The organism is Streptomyces sp. 7R007 (assembly GCF_054850255.1).
The window spans coordinates 81,372-99,314 of record NZ_JBTWMV010000001.1; the positions used below are offsets into that span (position 1 = coordinate 81,372).

The window sequence follows — 17,943 nt, forward strand, 5'->3', positions numbered from 1 at the left end:
ACGCCTAGTGGATCGCGCCGAGCAGTCCGACGACCGGCGCCGCCATGTCCGTGACCTGGTGCAGCTGGTTGAGGTCGTTGAGGTGGTTCAGCTGCTGCAACTGGGCGGACGGCCGCAGGATCTCCGCCTGGTGCTCCTGGGGCAGCTCGCTCATGGCGAGCGAGTCCAGTGTGGCCATCGGGTTGAGTCCGCCGGCGCCCGGGACCGCCGTGCCGGCCGCGCTCGCCACCGGCGCGCCGAGGGCGGTGAGACCCGCGGCGAGACCGACGGCGGCGACGATACGTCGTGTTGAGATCATGCCTGGAGCAACGCCGCCGGCCGCTCTGCGGACACGGGTGGACGCGTCCCCTCACCCGTCAGGCGCAGCGCCCGCCTGCGCTTGCCGAGCCCGCCGGGGCGGAGGAGTCTCGAAGGTGAGGCCTTCGCGGCCCGCCCCTCGCCGGGTCGCGGCCCTCGAAGGAGGTCAACATGGGCACCACGGCCACCCCCGCCTTCAACGCCGACACGCTGCGCCGGGGCGTCGAAGGGCACACGGCGGCAGACCTTCTGTCGCTGTACGCGGACGATGCGGAAGTGCGCATCGTGGACCGCAACACGCAGCCCAGCAAACCGCGGGTGCTGCACGGGCGCGACGAGATCGGCGCGCTGTTCGAGGACATCTACAGCCGTGACATGACACACAGGGTCGACCACTGCGTCGTCGAGGGCGACCACGCCGCCTACAGCCAGTCCTGCCAGTACGCGGACGGCACGCGCGTCCTCGCCGAGTCGATGATCACGCTGCGCGACGGCAAGATCGCCGAGGAGATCCTGATCCAGGCCTGGGACGAGTAGCCGAGAGGAGAAGCGCCCGCGCGGCGCCGCAGCCCGCCCGGGGTCGCCACCACGGGCGGGCGCGCCACGCGGGGCTGGTTCAGCGTCCACTTCTGGTTGTTCCGGCCGTTGCAGTCCCAGACAACGACCTTGGTGCCGTTGGTCGTGCCGAGGCTGTGGGCGTCGAGGCAGGTGCCGTTTGCGCCCGGCAGCGGGCGGACCGGCGTGTTCGAGGAGCCCTTGGCCCGCCATGACGGAGACGGTGCCCTGGGCGGAGCCGGTGGGCGGGAAGGAGACGGCCGTCGAACCCTGGCCGTCCCCCACGGGCCGTTCCGCCGCCGCCCGCCCCGCACCGCCGGGTCCGCGGTGCGCCGCCACGCCCTTCCGGCGGATCCACGCGCCGAGCCGGAATCGTCACGCGAGGCGGCCCGCAGCGCGACGGGCGCGGCGCAGGCTCGTGCGGGTGGTGGCGCCGACGGGAGCGGGGGCCGGTCAGCAGGACGTCCGGCGCTGGAGGCGGCGCACCGGCACGTCCGCTCGGCTCAGGAGGCCGGTCCGTCCCAGCCCGGCGGGCGCAGGATGGCGAGCAGTTGCCGCACCAGTTCGTCCACGACCTCCTCCAGCGTCGCGTCCACCCACCCCGCGCTCCAGTCGTGCAGCAGACCGTTGACGCTGCCGATGAAGGCGGCCGCGGCGATCCGGTAGTCGCGCGGCGCCGCCTCGCCGCGGGCCGCCGCCGCTTCCGCCTCACGGCAGATGAGGTCCACCCAGCGGGCCCGGCGGGCCAGGCGCTGCTCCTCCAGCCGCGGACTGACCCCGATGATCTCGACGAAGGTGATCTTCACCCGGCGCGGATCCCCCGTCACGTGCGCCGCGTAGGCCTGGAACATCGCGGTGACCCGCGCGGCCAGCGGCAACTCCCGCGCGGCGGCGAACGCGGTCAGCACGGCCTCCTCGGCCCAGTCGTTGACCTGGAGGTGGAGCGCGGCCAGTACGTCCTCCAGGGTGTGGAACTCCTCGTAGAACTGCCGGGTCGACAGGCCCGCGGCCTCGCTCAGCGCGGCCACCGTCGTCGCCCGGTAGCCGGGGGCGGCGCCGAACAGTTCGAGGGCGGCGTCCAGGAATCTGCGGCGCCGCTCCGCCTGCCGCTCGGCGGCGGTCTTGCCGCCGTATCGCCCGGTCGGCGCCCTGAGCCTGCCCGCCACTGACCCTCCCTCGTCGCCTGCGGCCCAATTTTGTCGTGTCCGCGGTCTTGTAGAGAAGGCCGACCCTTCCTTACTTTCGAGTAAGAAAACTCTGAACGCCCTTGTTTTCAGATTCACTTCACGCCGATTTGGCATGCTCCGATCACATCCATCCAGTACGTCCATCCATACGTCCATCCAGAGGAGAGAGCAGTCATGCCTGCCTTCAGACCCAGGCACCTTTGCTCCGTGGCCGCCGCCCTCGCCCTGACCGTCTCCGCCCCCGTGACCGCCGCCGGCGCCGCCTCCGGCTCTGCCGCCGCGCTGCGCGAGGTGCTGTTCGTCGGCAACAACTGGGACGGCACCGCCACCGTCCTGAAGTCCTCCGGCGACTTCGCGAAGGTGGGTCAGATCAACGTCGTGCCCGACAAGGCCGAGCGGATCGCGGAGATCAACGCCGACCCGATCAAGTGGATCTACTACACGGCGATCCGCAACGAGGTCGGGCAGGGCCACGACCAGTACGTCGACGACATGTACTCCACCCCGGACGGCCGGTCCGTCGTCGTCTCCCGCCCGAGCTTCGCCGACGTCGTCTCCATTGACCTGGCCACCGACACCGTCAACTGGCGCTTCCCGGTGGCCGGTTACCGCGCCGACCACATGGCCGTCTCCCCCGACGGCACGAAGGTCGCCGTCTCGGCGTCCACCGCGAACAAGGTGCAGGTGCTGGACATCAACACCGGCAAGGAGCTGGGCGAGTTCGCCACCGGCGACAAGCCGCACGAGAACGTCTTCAGCCCCGACGGCAAGTACATCTGGAACATGGCGATCGGCGAGGTCACCACCTCGCTCGACGACCCCGCGTGGGACTGGACCAAGGGCGACCGCCACATCACCGTCGCCGACGCCACCACGTACAAGACCGTCAAGACCATCGACATGCGCGACCGGCTGGACGCGATCGGACTGAAGGACTACTCCGACGCGGTCCGGCCCGCCGCCTTCACGCCCGACTGGTCGAAGATGTACTTCCAGGTGTCGTTCTTCAACGGCTTCCTGGAGTACGACATCGCCGCCGACAAGATCACCCGCGTCAAGACCCTCCCGGCGAACCCGGCGACCAGCACCGACCGCACGACCTGGCTGCTGGACTCGCGCCACCACGGCATCTCGATGAGCCCCGACGGCGGCAAGCTGTGCGTCGCCGGGACGATGGACGACTACGCCACCGTCGTCGACCGCACCACCCTCCAGGAGGGCCCGCTGGTCACGGCGTCCACCCCGTACTGGGCGACCGTGAGCGGGGACGGCAAGGACTGCGTCATCTCCGAGAGCGGCGCCGACCAGGTCACGGCGATCGACTTCGCCACGGGCCGGAAGGTGACGTCCGTGCCGGTCGGCGATCACCCGCAGCGGGTGCGGCTGGGCCATGTGCAGGCCGACTGGACGGGCCCGACCGGCGGCTGATCCCTCGGCGCCGAGCGTCCGCCTCAGCGCTCGCCGGCCTCTTCCAGCCGGGCGGTGGGCGCGCTGGCCGTTCTCGCCGTCGTGCGCGCCTTTGGGCCGACGCCCCACCGGAGAAGCGCTCCGGTGGGGCGTCCGTCCTGGTCGGGCCGGTTCTCAGAAGTGCGCCGCCGCCCACGCGGCCAGTTCCGACCTGGCCGCGGCCAGCAGGCCCGCCGCGGGTGCGGTGGCTCCGTTGGTGACCAGCGCGTAGTGCAGCACGCCCGAGTCGGAGTCGGTGAGCAGCAGCCGGCGGCTGCCCGTGCCGCCCGGTTCGGGGGCCGCCGCGACGGGCGTCGACGCCGTGTAGGCGGGCGGACCGTACACGGTGGCGAGGTCGGAGACGACCGTGGTCGTGGCCGTCGGGAAGGACGCCGGAAGGTGCAGCTCGGTGGGCGCCGAGCCGCTGCCCGAGCGCCACACCAGCACCCCGTACTGGCCGGAGCCGACGAGCTGGGCCACGTTCGGCAGCGAGCTCGGCACCGGGTTCCAGGTCAGGGTCGTGGAGCCGTCACGGGAGCGGTCCTCGTAGGTGAAGGCGGCCGTCGTGCCGGAGGTGGCGCTCGGGTAGAGGCGGTCCAGGAGCCGGGCGTCCTGGCGCAGCGTCACGGTGCCGGAGTCGTCGAGCCTGACCGCGGAGAGGTCCTCGTCGTTCCAGGCGTCGCCGGAGGTCCGCACCTTGTCGGGGTTGTCGTTCATCAGTTCGTGGTGGCGTCCGTTGTAGATGTCCCACTGCCACTGTGTGCCGGAGAGCACCGGCCCCGAGCCGCTGGGGGCGGACCACCAACGCGCGCCCGGCACGCGGGAGTCGAGGGCCTGGTACATGGCCTTGAGCACGGTGGGCGCCTTGCCGGCGACCGTGCCGGACAGCGGGTGGCCGAACTCGCTGACGACGGCGGCCGTGCCCGCGGCCGAGGCGCGGTCGCGGACGGTGCCGAAGTCGCTCGCGTACTGCCCGTCGGAGGCGTTGCCCCACATCAGGATGCCGGAGATGGCCTTCTGGTCGTAGAAGTGGGTGTTGAAGACGTAACGGGGGCCGAGGGTGCCGGCGTCGAGCAGGCCGCCCTCCTGCTTCTGGGAGTCGATGTTGGCGTTCCAGAAGAGGTTCGGTTCGACGAAGGCGGGCTTGTCCTGCCAGCCGGCCGCGTCCATCCGGGCCCGGAACTTCTGGTAGAAGGGCCACAGCAGGCTCTGCTCCCAGGTGCGGCTGGTCTGCCCGGAGTCGTAGCCGCCCGCGTACGGCTCGTTGTAGGGGTCGAAGCCGACGACGCCCGCGAACTCGGCGTCGCTGAGGTGTTGTTCGACGTACGCCATGGTCTTCTGCGCGGTGTCGAGGAAGGAGTCCTGAAGGCCGTAGGTGTTGTGCCAGAAGTCGTACTGGGCTTTGGTCACGGCCTGGTTCTGGGTGATGTTCTGGCCCCAGAACAGGCAGATCCCGCAGGACTCGGTGGGGTAACTCCCGAGAGCCACGGCCCACTTCGGGGCGCCGTCGCCGGTGTACCAGCTGCCCGTGTTGAACAGGTGGCGGGAGTAGAGGTCCTGGTGGAAGTCGGGGTAGACGCGGATGCCGGCGTCCAGGAAGGCGCGCATCTGGTCGGTGGCGGCGGCCAGGTAGGCGGTGTCGACGGTGCCGCGGGTGGGTTCGGCGTGGGCCCAGGACAGCAGGAAGCGGACCGCGTTGCCGCCGCCGAGGGCGCGCAGCGCGGTGGCGGACTTCCTCGCGTCGGCGACCGAGGCGAAGGGCAGGCCGCCGTTCTCCTCCAGCTTGGTCTCGCCGGAGACGTTGTAGCCGCGCAGCACGACCTCGCGGCCGTTGCCGTCGACGAATCCGCCGTTGCGCACGGTGAGCGGCGAGTCGTCGAACGGGAGCGAGTCGGTCAGGGTCGTGGCGGTGGCGGAGGGCGCGCCCGCCACCGTCAGGGATCCGAAGAGGACAACCAGCACAAGGAGCAGACGTGTCCGGATATTCGGCATGTCCACTACAGTCCGGCGATGTCCGGACAGCGTCAATACTTCTGACTGTTGAGTAAGTTTCAGGATTTCCGCCGGCTCACCTCCCCACCCGGCGCGTGACGTTCAACAGGTACTCCTTGCGGTTGAGGGGGTTGTGGTCGGTGCGCGGACGTTCGGGAACCGTTCCGTGGGTGATCGGGGCGTAGTGGTCGAAGGCGCTCTCCAACTCGCCCTCGCCCCGCGTCAGTCCGGGCAGCCGCTGCTCCAGCTCGTGCACCCGGCCGGCCGGGACCGTGCCCGTCAGGACGCAGCCGGCGCCGCGCGTCTCGGTGGTGCTCGGCACCGCCCGCAGCGCGGACAGTACCGGCAGCAGGGCGCCCAGCGTGTCGGCCGGGACGTCGAGGCGGAAGCGGTGCAGGGGCTCGTACACCCGCGTGCCCGCCGCGCGCAGCGCCGCCATCAGGACCAGCGGGGTCAGGCCGCGGAAGTCGTGTCCCGTGCTCGACATGCTCTTGTCGAAGCCCTGGTGGGCGTGGCTCTGGCGGGGCGAGTAGCCGCAGTGGGTCATGGTGACCGTGCAGTCGGTGACCCGCCAGCCGTGCAGGCCCTGGGCGAGGGTCTCCCGGACGGTGTCCTCGACGGCCTTGAAGAAGGCGTACGGCATGGAGCCGAGCTCCACCTCCAGCCGGAAGGCGACCCCGGAGCCGGCCGGGGCGGGGTCGACCCGCAGGCCGACGGTGGCGAGGAAGGGGTTGGCGCCCTTCTTGTTGAACTCGACCGCGGCTCCGGTGCCAACCGGGCGTTCGACGCAGACGGTGGTCGTCTCGCGGAAGGTGACGTCGAGGCCGAACTCGTCGGCCAGCGTCGCCTGGATCACCTCCTTCTGCACCTCGCCGTAGAGCGACACCGAGATCTCCCGGCGCGCCTCGTCGTGGCGCAGGGCGATCAGCGGGTCCTGTTCGGCGAGTTGGGAGAGCGCGGCGTGCAGGCGCCCGCGGTCGGTGTCCGGTCCGGGGACGACGACCGTCTCCAGGGTGGGCGGTGCGAAGAGGTGCCCGCGCGTCTCGCGGGGCCGGCCGATCGCGTCGCCGATCCTGATGCCGGCCAGACCCCACAGCCGGGCGATGCGGCCCGCGCCCACGGCGTCCCGGACGACGTCCGTGCCGTGCTCGAAGACGCTGACGGCGGTCACCTTGCCCTCGGCGCCGTCCCGGCCGAAGGGCACGCGGTCACGGGTGCGCAGGCTCCCGGAGAACAGGCGGGCGTAGGCCACCTTCTCCCCCGCCGGGCCCCGCTCGACCTTGAAGACCGTCCCGGACAGCGGGCCGTCGGCGTCCGCGTCCGCCGGTGGCAGCAACTCCTTGATCCCCGCGACCAGTTCGGGCACCCCCGCGCCCGTGATGGCCGAGCCGAAGAAGACGGGGTGGACCAGGGCCCGGCGGCTCTGGGCGACCAGGGCGGCATGGCGCGCGCCGGGCGGCACGGCGACGCCCTCCACGTAGGCGGCGAGCAGCGCGTCGTCGTGCTCGGCGAGCACGTCGAGCCCGCCCGGCGCGGGCCGGAAGGCGGCGTCGGCCGTCCCCGGCCGCTCGACCGTCCCCATCGGCACGATCGCCGGAGTGAGCCGCTCGCGGATCGCGCGCAGCAGGTCCTCGTACCGGGCCCCGCGCCGGTCGATCTTGTTGACGAACAGCAGGGTCGGGATGCGCAGCCGGCGCAGCGTGCGCATCAGCACGCGGGTCTGCGCCTGGACGCCCTCGACGGCCGAGACGACCAGCACCGCGCCGTCGAGCACGCCGAGCACGCGCTCCACCTCGGCGATGAAGTCCGGGTGGCCGGGGGTGTCGATGAGGTTGACCGTCACGTCGTCCACCACGAAGGAGACGACGGCGGACTTGATCGTGATACCGCGCTGCCGCTCCAGCGCGAGGGTGTCGGTGCGGGTGTTGCCGGCGTCGACGCTGCCGATCTCGTCGGTCACTCCGACCGCGTGCAGCAGGCGCTCGGTGAGGCTGGTCTTACCGGCGTCGACGTGGGCGAGAATTCCGAGGTTGAGCAGATGAGGCACGGAGTGTCATGTCCTTCGGCACGGAGCGGGTTCCTTCCTGGGCGGACATGAACGCAGTGCGCACGACTGCTCCTCGCTGGGTGACGAAACGGGTGACGAAGGACCCGTGCAGTGCAGCAGAAGGGGCCCCGGCGCGGCAATGGATTAACGCTCAACGAAGCCCGTCGCACCACTCGCCCCCTCCCCCACGCGGTCTTAGAGTGACGTACATCACGTTCGGTGGCTGATTTCCCTCACTTCCGCCCGCTCGGTCTCTGGAGGGCACATGACCCGTATCTCGGTGAAGGTGGACGGCACGACGTACCAGGACGAGGTCGAACCCCGTCTGCTGCTGGTCCACTACCTGCGCGACCGCCTGGGGCTGACCGGCACGCCGATCGGCTGCGACACCTCGAACTGCGGCGCCTGCACGGTCGACCTGGACGGCGTCAGCGTCAAGAGCTGCTCCGTGCTCGCCGTCCAGGCGGACGGCGCCGAGGTGACCACCGTGCAGGGGCTGGCCCGCGACGGCGAGATGACCGCGCTGCAGCGGGCCTTCCACGAGAAGCACGCCCTGCAGTGCGGCTACTGCACCCCGGGCATGCTGATGGCCGCCCGCGACCTGCTGCGCGAGAACCCCCACCCGTCCGCGGGCGAGGTGCGCCAGGCCCTGGAGGGCAACCTGTGCCGCTGCACGGGCTACCAGAACATCGTGCGGGCCGTGCTGGCCGCCGCCGACGAGCCCGCGCCCTCCGCGCAGGGGGTGTCGGCATGAGCGAGACGGTGGAACGCGAGGTCGGCCGCGCCCGCCCGCGCAAGGAGGACGCCCGGCTGATCACGGGACAGACCAACTGGACCGACAACATCAGCGTGAACGGACTGCTGCACCTGGCGATCCTGCGCAGCCCCATGGCCCACGCCCGCATCGCACGGGTCGACGTCTCCCCCGCCCTCGAACGCCCCGGCGTCGTCGCCGCGTTCAGCGGCCGCGACCTCGCCGAGGGCCTGGGCTCGCTGCCCTGCGCCTGGCCGGTCACCGAGGACATCGTGCTGCCCGACCACCCGCCGATCGCCGTCGAGGAGGTGCGCCACGCGGGCGACCCGGTGGCGGTCGTGGTGGCCCGCGACCGGTACGCGGCCGCCGACGCGCTGGAGGCGATCGAGGTCGACTACGACCCGCTGCCCCCGGTGCTCGACCTGGAGGACGCGCTCGCCGAGGGCGCCCCGCTGGTCCACGCCGACAAGGGCACCAACCGCTGCTACGTCTGGCCGCTGAAGACCGGCGAGGACTTCGACTCCGTACGCCGGCGGGCCGAGGTGACACTCAAACGGCGCTACCACCACCAGCGGCTGATCCCCAACGCGATGGAGCCGCGCGCGGTGGTCGCCACGCCGCTCGCCGCCTCCGGCGAGTACACGCTCTACTCCTCCACCCAGGTCCCGCACATCGTCCGCGTCATGATGGCCCTGGTCACCGGCATCCCCGAGCACAAACTGCGGGTCATCGCCCCGGACGTGGGCGGCGGCTTCGGCTCCAAGCTCCAGGTGTACGGCGAGGAGGCCATCGCCCTCGCGGTCGCCCGCCGCACCGGCCGCCCGGTGAAGTGGACGGAGTCCCGCTCCGAGGGCTACCTCGCCACCCACCACGGCCGCGGCATGATCCAGGACGTCGAGATCGCCGCGAACCGCGACGGCACCCTGCTCGGCCTCAAGGTCGACCTGCTGGTCGACATGGGCGCCTACCTCATGCTCGTCACCCCGGGCATCCCGATCCTCGGTGCGTTCATGTACCCGGGGATCTACAAGATGGGCGCCTACGACTTCACCTGCACCGGCGTCTTCACGACCCGGACGCCCACCGACGCCTACCGGGGCGCCGGGCGCCCGGAGGCGACGTACGCCATCGAGCGGATCATGGACGAGCTCGCCGCCGAACTCGGCCTGGACCCCGTGGAGTTGCGGCGCCGCAACTGGATCCGGCACGAGGAGTTCCCGTACACCACGATCGCCGGACTGACCTACGACAGCGGCAACTACGAGGCCGCCACCGACAAGGCGCTCGCGCTGTTCGACTACGACAAGCTGCGCGCCGAGCAGGCGGACCGCAACCGCCGGGGCGACACCGTGCGCCTCGGCATCGGGGTGTCGACGTACACCGAGATGTGCGGGCTCGCGCCGAGCCGGGTGCTGCGCGACCTGCGCTACGCGGCCGGCGGCTGGGAGGCGGCGAGCATCCGGATGCTGCCGACCGGCAAGGTCGAGGTGGTCACCGGCACCAGCCCGCACGGGCAGGGCCACGTCACCTGCTGGAGCCAGATCGCCGCCGACGTGCTCGGGGTGCCCTTCGAGGACGTCGAAGTCGTCCACGGCGACACCAGGGCGGCCCCGCAGGGCATGGACACCTACGGCTCGCGCTCGCTCGTCGTGGGCGGCACGGCCGTGCACCACGCGGCCCTCAAGGTCGTCGAGAAGGCCCGGAAGGTGGCCGCGCACCTGCTCGAAGCCAGCGAGCAGGACCTGGAGTTCACCGACGGCGTGTTCTCCGTCAAGGGCTCCCCGGACGCCCGCAGGACGATCCAGGAGGTCGCCTTCGAGACGTTCACCGCGCACGACCTGCCCGACGGCCACGAGCACACCATCAACGCCGAGCACGTCCTCGACCCGGACAACTTCTCCTACCCGCACGGCACCCACCTGTGCGCCGTCGAGGTCGACACCGAGACGGGGCGGACGCGGATCAGGTCCTACGTCTGCGTCGACGACGTCGGCCGGGTCGTGAACCCGACCATCGTGGAGGGGCAGGTGCACGGCGGCCTCGCGCAGGGCATCGCGCAGGCGCTGTACGAGGAGGCCGTGTACGACGAGGAGGGCAACCTCGTCTCCGGCACCCTGGCCGACTACCTCGTGCCGGGCGCACCCGACCTGCCGGAGTTCACCACCGAGCGGACCGAGACGCCGGCCACCTCCAATCCCCTGGGTGTCAAGGGAGTCGGGGAGGCCGGCACCATCGCGTCCACGCCCGCGGTCGTCAACGCGATCGTGGACGCGCTGCGCCCCCTGGGCGTGCACGACATCAGGATGCCCTGCACACCGGAGCGCGTGTGGCGAGCGGTCCGGGCCGGGAAGGAGGCCTCGGCATGATTCCTCCGGCGTTCGAGTACGCCCGCCCCGCAAGCGTCGACGAGGCGGTACGCACCCTCGCCGACGCCGGCGAGGAGGCGAAGGTGCTGGCCGGCGGGCAGAGCCTGCTGCCGCTGCTGAGGCTGCGGCTGGCCTTCCCCGAACTGGTCGTCGACGTCGGCCGTGTCCCCGGCCTGCGCGGAGTGCGCGAGGACGGCGACGCCCTCGTCATCGGCGCGATGACCACCCACCACGACGTGGTCCACGACCCGCTGGTGCGCCGGCACGCGGGCCTGCTGGCCGCCGCCACCGCGACGGTCGCTGACCCCGCGGTACGCCACCGGGGCACCCTCGGCGGCTCGCTCGCGCACGCGGACCCGGCCGGGGACCTGCCCGCGGTGGTGCTGGCGCTGGACGCCGACCTGGTCGCGCAGGGCCCGGGCGGACGCCGGACGATCCCCGCCCGCGAGTTCTTCGTCGACTACCTCCAGACCGCCCTCGCCCCCGACGAACTGCTGGTGGAGGTGCGGCTGCCCGAGGCGGACGGCTGGGGCTTCCACTACGAGAAGTTCCACCGGGTCGCCCAGTCCTGGGCGATGGTCGGCGTGGCCGCGCTGGTGCGCCGCGACGACGGGCACATCGCCGAGGCACGCGTCGGGCTGACCAACATGGGCTCCACACCGCTGCGCGCCACCGCCGCCGAGGAGGCGCTGACCGGTGCCGGTGACGCCGAGGCCGTGGCCCGGGCCGCGCAGGCGGCCGCCGAGGGCACCCACCCCTCGCGGGACCCGTCCGCCTCGCCCGAGTACCGCGCGCATCTGGCCCGGGTGCTCACCCGGCGCGCGGTGCTGGCGGCCACCGGGATGGGGTGACCGGCGATCAGCGGCATGAGCGGCCCCGAGCAGGTGCGGGCCCGCCTGGAGGAGACGGGGTATCTCGTCGACGACGGGCTGGCCGTCGCCTGCTTCCTGGCGCTGCGGCTGCACCGGCCGCTGTTCTGCGAGGGCGACGCGGGCGTCGGCAAGACCGCGCTCGCGTCCGCCCTCGCCGAGGCGCTGGACGCGCCGCTGATCCGGTTGCAGTGCCACGAGGGCATCGACGCCTCGCAGGCCCTGTACGACTGGGACTTCCCGCGCCAGCTGCTGCACCTGCGGGCCTCTGAGGCGGCCGGGGTCACCGACGCGGACCGCCTGGAGAGCGAGCTGTACGACCGGCGCTTCCTGGTCGCCCGGCCGCTGCTGAAGGCCCTGGAGACCCAGCCGTCGGTGCTGCTGGTGGACGAGATCGACCGCGCCGACGACGAGTTCGAGGCGTTCCTGCTGGAGCTGCTGTCGGAGTTCTCGGTGACCATCCCGGAACTCGGCACGCTGCGGGCCGAGGTGCCGCCGGTGGTGGTGCTGACCTCCAACCGCACCCGCGAGGTGCACGACGCGCTCAAGCGGCGGTGCCTCTACCACTGGTTCGACCACCCCTCCTTCGCCCGTGAACTGGCCATCGTGCGGCGCCGGCTGCCGGGCGTCTCGGCGCGGCTCGCGGAGCAGGTGACGGCCCTGGTGCAGGCGCTGCGCGGGCAGGACCTGGTCAAACCGCCCGGGGTGGCCGAGACCATCGACTGGGCCGAGGCCCTGGACGCCCTGGGCGCGACCGAGGTCGACGCGGAACTGGCGGTGGCGACCCTGGGCTCGGCACTGAAGTACCGGGAGGACACGGAACGGGCGCGGGGTGTGGACCTGGCGGCGGTCCTCGCGGGCCGGGGGGCGTGAGCGACGTGGCCGGCGTGAGCGACCCGAGGGGTGCGGGCGGCACGGGAGGCGGCGGCGGGCGGCCGGGGGCCGATGCCGTGCTGCTCGGGTTCGCGCGGGCCCTGCGCGCGGCCGACGTCGACGCGAGTGCCGAGCGCGTGCACGCCTTCCTGTCCGCGGTGGACGTCCTGCGGCCGCGGATGCGGGCGGACGTGTACTGGGCGGGACGGCTGACGCTGTGCGGCGACCGGGACGACCTGGAGCGCTACGAGCGGGTGTTCGCGGCCTACTTCGATTCGCCGGGGCCCGCGCGGGGGGCGCCGGTGCCGTCGTCCGCGCCGCGCCTGCGACTGGTCGTACGAGACGGTCCCGCGCCGTCCTCGACGGGCCGCGACGCGCACGTCGACGCGCCGCCCGTGCCGGCCCTGGCCAGCTCCGCCGAGGTGCTGCGCCACCGCGACGTGGCCGCGCTCGACGCCCGCGAGCGCGAGCAACTGCACCGTCTGCTGGCCGCGTTCGCGCTGCGGGGCGAGGCACGGCGCAGCGCGCGGCGGCGCCCGGCGCGCCGGGGCGGGGTCGACCCGCACCGCACGGTACGGGAGTTGCTGCGCCGCGGCGGGGAACCGGCGCGGCTGCGGCGGCACGCGCGAGCCGAACGCCCGCGCCGGGTGGTGCTGCTGGTGGACGTCAGCGGCTCCATGTCCCCGTACGCCGACGCGCTGCTGCGCTTCGCGCACGCCGCCGCCCGTGGCACCCGCACGGAGGTGTTCACCATCGGCACCCGGCTGACCCGGGTCACTCGCGAACTCTCGCACCGCGACCCGGACCTGGCCATGGCCTCGCTCGCGGCGGCGGTGCCCGACTGGCGCGGGGGTACCCGGCTCGGGGAACTGCTGCGGGAGTTCCTCGACCGCTGGGGGCAGCGGGGCACGGCACGCGGCGCGGTCGTGGTGCTGCTGTCCGACGGCTGGGAGCGCGGCGATCCGGAGCTGCTGGCAGCCCAGATGCGCCGGCTGCACCGGCTGGCGCACCGGGTGATCTGGGCCAACCCCCGCAAGGGGCGCCCCGGTTACGCGCCCCTGGCCGCGGGGATGGCGGCGGCGCTGCCCAGCGTGGACGCGTTCGTCGAGGGGCACAGCCTGGCCGCGCTGGAGCGGCTGGCGGCGGTGGTGAGAGGAGCGGACGATGCGTGAGATCCTTCCGGTGCTCGGCGGCTGGTACGCGGCCGGCGCCCCGTTCGGTCTCGCCACGGTCGTCGCCGTGAGCCGCAGCGCGCCCCGGGGGCCCGGCGCGGCGATGGCGGTGGGACCGGACGACGAGGTCGTGGGCAGCGTCTCCGGCGGCTGCGTCGAGGGGGCGGTGTTCGAGCTCGCCCAGGAGGTGGTGGCGAGCGGCGAGGCACGTCTGGAGACCTTCGGCTACAGCGACGAGGACGCCTTCGCCGTCGGCCTGACCTGCGGCGGCGAGATCACCCTGCTGGTCCGGCCGGTGACCCGGCAGACCGATCCGGCCTTCGCGGCCGTCGCCGACTCGGTCGCCGCCGGACGCCCGGTGACCGTGGCCACCGTCACCGACGGTCCCGCCCCGCTCGGCGCCACGCTCGCCGTGTGGCCCGACGACATCGCCGGCACGCTGGGGTCGACGGGCCTGGACGTGGCCGTCACCGCCGACGCGCGCGGCGAACTCGCCCTCGGCGCCACGGGGTTGCGCCACTACGGCCCGCACGGCGAGCGCCGCGAGGACGCGGTCGCCGTCTTCCTGCACTCCTTCGCCCCACCCCCGCGGATGCTGGTCTTCGGCGCCATCGACTACGCGGCCGCGGTCGCCCGCATCGGCGACTTCCTCGGCTACCGGGTCACCGTGTGCGACGCGCGCCCCGTCTTCGCCACCCCGAAGCGCTTCCCGGCGGCCGTGGAGGTGGTCGTCGACTGGCCCCACCGCTACCTCCGGGGCACGGAGACCGACGAGCGCACGGTGATCTGCGTGCTGACCCACGACCCGAAGTTCGACGTGCCGCTGCTGGAGGAGGCACTGCGCCGGCCGGCCGCGTACATCGGGGCGATGGGCAGCCGCCGCACGCACGACGACCGGATGAAGCGGCTGGCCGAGTCCGGGCTCAGTGACGGCGAACTGTCCCGGCTGCGCTCACCGGTCGGGCTCGACCTCGGAGCCCGTACACCCGAGGAGGTCGCCGTGTCCGTCGCCGCCGAGATCGTCGCACTGCGCTGGGGCGGCAGCGGCGCCCCGCTGACGGCGACCGCCGGGGCGATCCATGCGCGCGGTGCGTGAGGGAGGAAGCGAGGAGACATGGAGCTGCACCACGAGTTCACCGTTCCCGTGCCGGTCGAGGAGGCATGGCGGGCGCTGCTCGACATCGAGCGGGTCGCGCCCTGTATGCCCGGGGCGACGGTGGAGGAGTTCGACGGCAAGACCGTCACCGGCTCGGTGAAGGTCAAGGTCGGCCCGATCACCGTGACGTACAAGGGCACCGCCGTCTTCGAGGAGCAGGACGAGGCGGCGCACCGCGTGGTGCTGATCGCCGGCGGTCGCGAGACGCGCGGTCAGGGCACCGCCCGCGCCACGGTGACCGGCACGCTCGCCGAACGGGACGGCGCCACGGCCGTGTCGGTGCGCACCGACCTGACGGTGACCGGGCGGCCGGCGCAGTTCGGGCGCGGGGTGATGGCGGAGGTGGGCGACCGGCTCGTCGGCCAGTTCGCCGACTGTCTCTCCGAGCGGCTGTCCACGCCGCAGCCCCCGGCCGTGGAGGAGCCGGCGGAGCGGCCCGAGGAGCGGCCCGCCCAGCGGCAGCAGCAGGAGACGGCGCCGCTGGACCTGGTCCGCACGGCCTGGCTGCCGGTGGCCAAGCGGGTGGCCGTGGCGGCTGCGGCGGCCGCGGCGGTCGTCCTGGTGGCGGGAGGCGTACGGCGGTGGCGGCGGAGGTGATCGCCCGAAGACGGAGTCTGCTGTCGTCGGGCGCCGCCTACGCCCTGTCCTGGCGGTAGTCGTCCAGGATCTGCTCCAGATGTCCCACCGCCGCCGTGATCCGCTCCGGATGGTCCCGGAAGAACGGGTCGTCCGGGACCGGGAGGGAACCGGCGAGGGCCCAGCCGCGGCCGCGGGCCCAGGTGGCGTCGTCGGCGCCGACCGCCTCCCGGAACACCTCCCGTGCGTGCGCGGGCAGGAACTTCCAGGCCGGCACGAGGTCCACCGCGGGGTCGGCCACGGCCAGCGTGCCGAAGTCGATGACGGCGCCGATCCTGCCGCCTCGGAGCAGGAAGTTGCCCGCGTCGAGGTCGCCGTGGATCCACACCGGCGGCCGGTCCCAGGCGGGCGCGGCGAGGGCCGCCTCCCCCACCTCGGTCAGCGCGTCGGCATCGACCAGGCCCGTCGTCCTGAGTGCCTCGATCTTGGGCCGCACCCGGCTCTCGACGGCGATGGAGTCGCGCGGATCGCCCAGGGGCACGCCCCGGAAGGCGTTGCTCTGCTCGGGACCGGGCCCGCCCGTGGCGTCGGCGGACTGGAGGGCGGTGAGGAAACCGGCGAGGTCACGGGCGGCGCCGACCGGGTCGTCCACGGCCTCGGGGGTCGCGCTCTCGCCGTCCAGCCACCGGTAGACGGACCAGGGACAGGGGTAGCCCTCGCCGGGTTCCCCCTTGGCCACCGGCTGGGAGACCGGCAGCGGCAGCCGCGGGGCCAGCACCGGCAGCCAGCGGTGTTCGCGCTCGACCTGGCCGGCCCAGTGGGCGTAGCGGGGCAGGCGTACGCAGAGGTCGTCGCCGAGCCGGAAGGTGGCGTTGTCCATGCCGGAACGCGCCACCGGGGCCAGGGGCAGGTGCGCCCACTGCGGGAACTGGGCCGTCAGCAGGCGACGTACGAGCGTGGCGTCGATCAGCACGCCGATCATCTCACCGGAGCGACGGGCGCGAAGCCACCGAATTTCGCGTGTGAGACCGGCCGATTTCCTGTGTGAGACCGGCCGGAAAGGGTAGGCGGCGCACAACGGAGGGCGTTACGCCTCCGGCACTGCACCTCTGTGGGAAGGAGGTCCGTGACAGCGCACACTCGCAGCGTCCGGGCCGCTCGCAGACGGCTGCGGCGGCCCGGCTCCGCAGGGTCACGCCGTTCCGGTCACCTCTCCCCGCCCCCGCCCGGCCGCAGCGTGCCCGGCAGCAGTGCCAGGGCCAGCAGCCCCGCCGCCGCGTACAGGCCGGCCGAGCCCAGCGCCACGGCGTGGAAGCCGCGGACGAACCGGTCCTGGTCGGCGGGCTGACCGGCGACCGCCCCCGCCACCGCGATACCGATGGCGCCGCCCGTCTGACGTGCGGTGTTGTTCACCGCGGAGGCCAGTCCCGAGCGCTCGCCCGGTACCGCGCCGATGGCCGCGGCGACGACGGCCGGGGTGAGCACGCCCATGCCGATGCCCCACAGCAGGAACGCCGGCAGCAGCGCGGCGAAGCCGGTGTGCGCTCCGGCCCGGCCGAGCAGGGCGAGCCCGGCCGCGGCGACGAGCAGTCCCGCGGCGGCCGGCAGGCGGGCCCCGACGCGGCTGGTGATGCGGCCGCCGAAGGGCGCGATGACCGCCAGCGGCGCGAACAGGGGGATCACGACCAGGCCGGCCGTGAGCGCCGATCGCTGCTGGACGGACTGCAGGAACAGCATCAGCACGAACAGCGTGCCCAGGGTGCACAGGTTCATGATCCCGGCGCAGATGTTCGCCGTGTCGAACACGGGCCGCTTCAGCAGCGCCGGCGGCAGCATGGCGTCGTCGCCGCGCCGCAGTTCGGCGACGGCCAGGCCGACCAGGGCGAGGGCGGCGAGGACCGCGGCGACGACCACGTGCGGGGAGCCGGCGCCGTGCCGGCCCGCCTCGATGAAGGCGTACGTCGTCGCGAGCAGCAGCACGCCGCCCGCGAGCATGCCGGGCACGTCCAGGCGCCGGGCCCGCTCCTCCCTGCTCTCCTGGACGACGGCCGCGGACCAGAACCCGGCGACGAGCACGATCGGCACGTTGAGCAGGAAGATCGCACGCCAGCCGAGGCCGTCGGTGAGCGCGCCGCCGAGCAGCGGGCCGGCGGGCAGGGCGAGGCTGCCGACGCCCGCCCACACGCCGATCGCGCGGGCTCGTGCGGCGCTGTCGGGGAAGGCGCGGCTGATGATGGCCAGCGTCCCGGGCAGCAGCAGCGCGGCGCCGACGCCCTGCACCACGCGGGCGGCGACCAGCACGCCCGTGCCGGGGGCCAGTCCGCAGGCCAGGGAGCCGGCGCCGAAGACGGCGAGACCGGTGAGGACGACGCGCTTGTGGCCGTAGAGGTCGCCGGCCGTTCCGCTGGTCAGCATCAGGGAGGCCAGGGCGAGCGCGTAGCCGTCGACGACCCACTGGAGGCCGCCGACGTCAGCGCCGAGTCCCGAACCGATGCGGGGCAGGGCGACGTTGACGATGGTGACGTCGAGCAGCACCAGGAAGTACCCGGCGCACATGACGAGCAGGACGGTGCGCGGTGAGCCCGGATGCCGGGCGGGCCGCACCGCGCGCCGCAACAGCGTTGTCGGTGTAGTGGCCATACTCCCTCGCTAC

15 protein-coding genes and 1 pseudogene are annotated in these 17,943 nt (G+C 73.2%); 9 read left to right on the forward strand and 7 right to left on the reverse strand.

All coding sequences use genetic code 11. The annotated features are described in order from the left end of the window. Window positions 1-4: 4 nt before the first annotated feature. Window positions 5-298: a hypothetical protein gene (locus ACYF6T_RS00395; protein ID WP_461692409.1), complete on the reverse strand. Its 294-nt coding sequence runs from the start codon at window positions 296-298 to the stop codon at window positions 5-7. A gap of 170 nt (window positions 299-468) precedes the next feature. Here ACYF6T_RS00395 and ACYF6T_RS00400 point away from each other — a divergent pair, with 170 nt between their 5' ends. Next, window positions 469-834, forward strand: coding sequence for a nuclear transport factor 2 family protein (locus tag ACYF6T_RS00400; protein WP_461692410.1), 366 nt, complete (start codon window positions 469-471; stop codon window positions 832-834). A gap of 77 nt (window positions 835-911) precedes the next feature. On the opposite strand, the pseudogene ACYF6T_RS00405 reads toward ACYF6T_RS00400, so the two are convergent. Both ACYF6T_RS00405 and ACYF6T_RS00410 read right to left on the reverse strand, forming a co-directional pair. Next, window positions 912-1,131 (reverse strand): annotated as a pseudogene (locus ACYF6T_RS00405) (RICIN domain-containing protein); the annotation flags it as partial. 224 nt (window positions 1,132-1,355) lie between these two features. Continuing rightward, window positions 1,356-2,018: a TetR/AcrR family transcriptional regulator gene (locus tag ACYF6T_RS00410; protein ID WP_461692411.1), complete on the reverse strand. Its 663-nt coding sequence runs from the start codon at window positions 2,016-2,018 to the stop codon at window positions 1,356-1,358. A 195-nt stretch (window positions 2,019-2,213) separates the two neighbouring features. On the opposite strand from ACYF6T_RS00410, the gene ACYF6T_RS00415 reads away from it, so the two are divergent. Beyond that, entirely contained in the window at window positions 2,214-3,467 is a 1,254-nt protein-coding gene (locus ACYF6T_RS00415) for a YncE family protein (RefSeq protein ID WP_461692413.1), read from the forward strand. Between the two features lie 153 nt (window positions 3,468-3,620). On the opposite strand, the gene ACYF6T_RS00420 is transcribed toward ACYF6T_RS00415, so the two are convergent. Continuing rightward, entirely contained in the window at window positions 3,621-5,477 is a 1,857-nt protein-coding gene (locus tag ACYF6T_RS00420) for a glycoside hydrolase family 5 protein (protein WP_461692415.1), read from the reverse strand. Window positions 5,478-5,553: 76 nt separating this feature from the next. Then, window positions 5,554-7,524 (reverse strand): GTP-binding protein, encoded by a 1,971-nt coding sequence (locus ACYF6T_RS00425; RefSeq protein ID WP_461692416.1) that lies wholly within the window; start codon window positions 7,522-7,524, stop codon window positions 5,554-5,556. A gap of 265 nt (window positions 7,525-7,789) precedes the next feature. Between ACYF6T_RS00425 and ACYF6T_RS00430 the strand changes: the two genes are divergently transcribed. From ACYF6T_RS00430 to ACYF6T_RS00460, 7 genes are read left to right on the forward strand one after another with little or no spacing between them, the layout of a single operon-like run. Beyond that, window positions 7,790-8,278 carry a (2Fe-2S)-binding protein gene (locus ACYF6T_RS00430; RefSeq protein ID WP_461692417.1) on the forward strand — a complete coding sequence of 163 codons (489 nt, stop codon included), beginning with the start codon at window positions 7,790-7,792 and terminating at the stop codon, window positions 8,276-8,278. Next, the gene (locus tag ACYF6T_RS00435; protein ID WP_461692419.1) at window positions 8,275-10,644 is read left to right on the forward strand and encodes a xanthine dehydrogenase family protein molybdopterin-binding subunit; all 2,370 of its coding nucleotides are present in this window, start codon (window positions 8,275-8,277) and stop codon (window positions 10,642-10,644) included. The genes ACYF6T_RS00430 and ACYF6T_RS00435 overlap by 4 nt, the downstream gene beginning before the upstream one ends. After that, window positions 10,641-11,495: an FAD binding domain-containing protein gene (locus ACYF6T_RS00440; protein WP_461692421.1), complete on the forward strand. Its 855-nt coding sequence runs from the start codon at window positions 10,641-10,643 to the stop codon at window positions 11,493-11,495. Before ACYF6T_RS00435 ends, ACYF6T_RS00440 begins: the two co-directional genes overlap by 4 nt. A 15-nt stretch (window positions 11,496-11,510) precedes the next feature. Beyond that, window positions 11,511-12,386 carry an AAA family ATPase gene (locus ACYF6T_RS00445; RefSeq protein ID WP_461692422.1) on the forward strand — a complete coding sequence of 292 codons (876 nt, stop codon included), beginning with the start codon at window positions 11,511-11,513 and terminating at the stop codon, window positions 12,384-12,386. Between the two features lie 14 nt (window positions 12,387-12,400). Continuing rightward, complete coding sequence (locus ACYF6T_RS00450) at window positions 12,401-13,558, forward strand: vWA domain-containing protein (RefSeq protein WP_461692424.1); 1,158 nt, start codon at window positions 12,401-12,403, stop codon at window positions 13,556-13,558. Continuing rightward, window positions 13,551-14,654 (forward strand): XdhC family protein, encoded by a 1,104-nt coding sequence (locus tag ACYF6T_RS00455; RefSeq protein ID WP_461692426.1) that lies wholly within the window; start codon window positions 13,551-13,553, stop codon window positions 14,652-14,654. Before ACYF6T_RS00450 ends, ACYF6T_RS00455 begins: the two co-directional genes overlap by 8 nt. Window positions 14,655-14,672: 18 nt before the next feature. Further along, on the forward strand, window positions 14,673-15,311 hold the full coding sequence (locus ACYF6T_RS00460; protein WP_461692427.1) for an SRPBCC family protein: 639 nt from the start codon (window positions 14,673-14,675) through the stop codon (window positions 15,309-15,311). A 37-nt stretch (window positions 15,312-15,348) separates the two neighbouring features. Here the strand turns inward: ACYF6T_RS00460 and ACYF6T_RS00465 are convergent, their stop codons facing one another. Continuing rightward, window positions 15,349-16,272, reverse strand: coding sequence for an aminoglycoside phosphotransferase family protein (locus ACYF6T_RS00465; protein WP_461692429.1), 924 nt, complete (start codon window positions 16,270-16,272; stop codon window positions 15,349-15,351). A gap of 224 nt (window positions 16,273-16,496) precedes the next feature. Beyond that, window positions 16,497-17,930 (reverse strand): MFS transporter, encoded by a 1,434-nt coding sequence (locus ACYF6T_RS00470; protein ID WP_461692430.1) that lies wholly within the window; start codon window positions 17,928-17,930, stop codon window positions 16,497-16,499. Between the last annotated feature and the right edge of the window lie 13 nt (window positions 17,931-17,943).